4 protein-coding genes are annotated in these 2,095 nt (G+C 39.3%); 1 reads left to right on the forward strand and 3 read right to left on the reverse strand.

Annotation, left to right across the window (positions count from 1 at the left end; all coding sequences use genetic code 11):
* Window positions 1-109: 109 nt before the first annotated feature.
* From LC586_RS40320 to LC586_RS40330, 3 genes are all read right to left on the reverse strand, one after another.
* On the reverse strand, window positions 110-403 hold the full coding sequence (locus LC586_RS40320) for a hypothetical protein (RefSeq protein WP_229491354.1): 294 nt from the start codon (window positions 401-403) through the stop codon (window positions 110-112).
* 58 nt (window positions 404-461) lie between these two features.
* Window positions 462-683, reverse strand: a complete 222-nt coding sequence (locus tag LC586_RS40325; RefSeq protein WP_229491355.1) for a hypothetical protein — start codon at window positions 681-683, stop codon at window positions 462-464.
* A 235-nt stretch (window positions 684-918) separates the two neighbouring features.
* Window positions 919-1,365: a hypothetical protein gene (locus LC586_RS40330; RefSeq protein WP_229491356.1), complete on the reverse strand. Its 447-nt coding sequence runs from the start codon at window positions 1,363-1,365 to the stop codon at window positions 919-921.
* Between the two features lie 352 nt (window positions 1,366-1,717).
* On the opposite strand from LC586_RS40330, the gene LC586_RS40335 reads away from it, so the two are divergent.
* Window positions 1,718-1,978 (forward strand): HNH endonuclease, encoded by a 261-nt coding sequence (locus LC586_RS40335; RefSeq protein WP_229491357.1) that lies wholly within the window; start codon window positions 1,718-1,720, stop codon window positions 1,976-1,978.
* Window positions 1,979-2,095 lie beyond the last annotated feature (117 nt).

A 2,095-nucleotide genomic window follows, 5' to 3' on the forward strand; every position in this document is an offset into this window, starting at 1 on the left:
ACTAATTGGACTCTCTTTTACAAAACGCTCAAATATTGCTCCCAGCATTCACCATCTCCTCCGCTACTTTTTAGTTTGCGATCGCATGGCATTATTATCCGGCTATTTGTCACCTTGACAGGGCTAGCCGCGACTCTAATAAAAGCTTGTAACCTTTTTGGCGCAGATATAACATTTGCGCCACTTCCACTGCTTCGTAAGCATCTTTCCATTGCCATGCACCAGACGCGGCAGTGCCTAGAAAGTAGCGATTCATCTGGGAAGAAACAGTTTTCGTAGAGAGAGGGCGATTATCTATTAAAACTTTTGCAAGCTCTTGGGCAACACTAATAACTGACTGCCCATAATCGATTACTGTTTGCAAATCGAATAAAGAACCTTGAGTAAAAAGTTGCTGTACCATTGGACTATATAATTTTAATTTTCACTCTTGAAAAAGCGAAGCTAATATGTGGGCTTTGTTAGCTATCAAACAGGCACAGTTGCCTTGTTGAAATTTCCCGTTTATTTTCTCGATTGATTGAGGTGTAAGCCAGATTTAAACTGCAATTGACTTCAAACCACCACTTAAGAGGTTGATTACCTTGCTCGTCCATTAAGTCTGCGTATTGATTGAGGTAATCAACAGCTTTTAAAAAGTGTGTATAGCAGTCAAATGCCAGATGATTTAATTGTTCACGCACTCTGGTTTTAGTTCAAGCGTTAGACTGAATCCAGATAATAGAGTGCCAAGTTTTCTCATACTCTTTGGCACAACCAACAGCAATTCCTAATTCAAATCTTGCTGCTTCGAGTAGGGAGTGATTGCTTGGGATATGATTCAAAGCAGATGATAAACAACAATATGTCGCGTTCACTATTTTTCAGGAAATAAGTTTAACCTCCGTTGAGCAATCGGAGGTTATAGTTGAGTAACTTTTATGCAGTTTTACGCGGTCTGCCTGGCTTGCGCTTGCCTGAAGAATTTACATCAGCCTTTTTAGTTTTCGGTGACTTGTTGGCAGGATTATCAACTTTGTTTAAACGAGTAGTACGTTTTGGTTGTGGTGAAATTTCTTTAACTGGAGGTAGTAATCTCAATGTAGGGAATGAGAGAACAACTGCTTCGTTACTGGTACGATGAACAACTTCATCCTCTAATGTCCAAGGATCTGGCAATTTTTCAAAAGTCCGAGCTTGTGATGTGATTATTTCTGATACTGATGGGATTGTAGAAGCGGTTATATTTCTATTGCTAACCGAAACCACATTACTAGCGTAAGCAGCCGATACAAATAGTCCGCTAATGAACTGGAATATAACGAGAGTAACGAATGCCCAAAAGATGACTACGATTGCCAAGGTTAGTAGGGATTGCATATCCATGATTATTCCTCAACTAAGTATTTATAATTTCCAATTGATTTACGCAAAGCGTTTTTAAGCCTTGTTCAAATGTGAAGCGAACTTGAACAGTTCCTCTCTTCAAGAGAGGACTTCACTCAAAATTTAGCGTAGCGCCAGAATATTAAAGAGTTGCTAGCGTCCTTAGCCCCAATACACTGAGAAGGACTAACTCTACATTTCGGGCTAGAAAATGACCATCAACTGAGCTTAACTTAAGCCGAAAACGAATTCGCAAGCTTGAACATAAAGCACTTTCTATTCTTCGTCGTCAAAAAAGTGATATTAAGGAGTATCTTAATTAGAATGATTTCGTTCTACCCTCAAATAAAATATGAGTCAAACTCGCTACTCTCCTGATTGGAAACAAATTGCTACTGCTGTAAAGAATTCTTCTAATTGGCGTTGCTCTCGTTGTGAACGCCCTTGTCTGCGCCCAGGTGAAAAGCCACCAGAATTAACTTTGAGTCAGCGTCGGGTTTATAACCTTCAGGTACATCACTATAATTTCGATCCGTCTGATAACCGTTTAGAGAACCTTGCTCCGTTGTGTTGCATATTATGTAGAATCCACGTCGTAGAAGCCTTGATGTGACTGACTTTTGTTAAATTCTTCTACAACGTAACCTCTGATAACTCCCTTTTAACAAAGCAGAAAAATTTACAAAATGTAACTAGTTTTTTTGACTCATTACCGCACTTTTCAGTGCCT

The sequence above is a fragment of the Nostoc favosum CHAB5714 genome (assembly GCF_020829495.1).
GTDB classification, from domain to species: domain Bacteria; phylum Cyanobacteriota; class Cyanobacteriia; order Cyanobacteriales; family Nostocaceae; genus Nostoc; species Nostoc favosum.

Excerpts from the sequence above, each read along its gene's own strand:
- LC586_RS40320 (WP_229491354.1), bottom strand. The coding sequence starts at position 403 with ATGGTACAGCAACTTTTTACTCAAGGTTCTTTATTCGATTTGCAAACA.
- LC586_RS40330 (WP_229491356.1), bottom strand. The coding sequence starts at position 1,365 with ATGGATATGCAATCCCTACTAACCTTGGCAATCGTAGTCATCTTTTGG.
- LC586_RS40335 (WP_229491357.1), top strand. The coding sequence starts at position 1,718 with ATGAGTCAAACTCGCTACTCTCCTGATTGGAAACAAATTGCTACTGCT.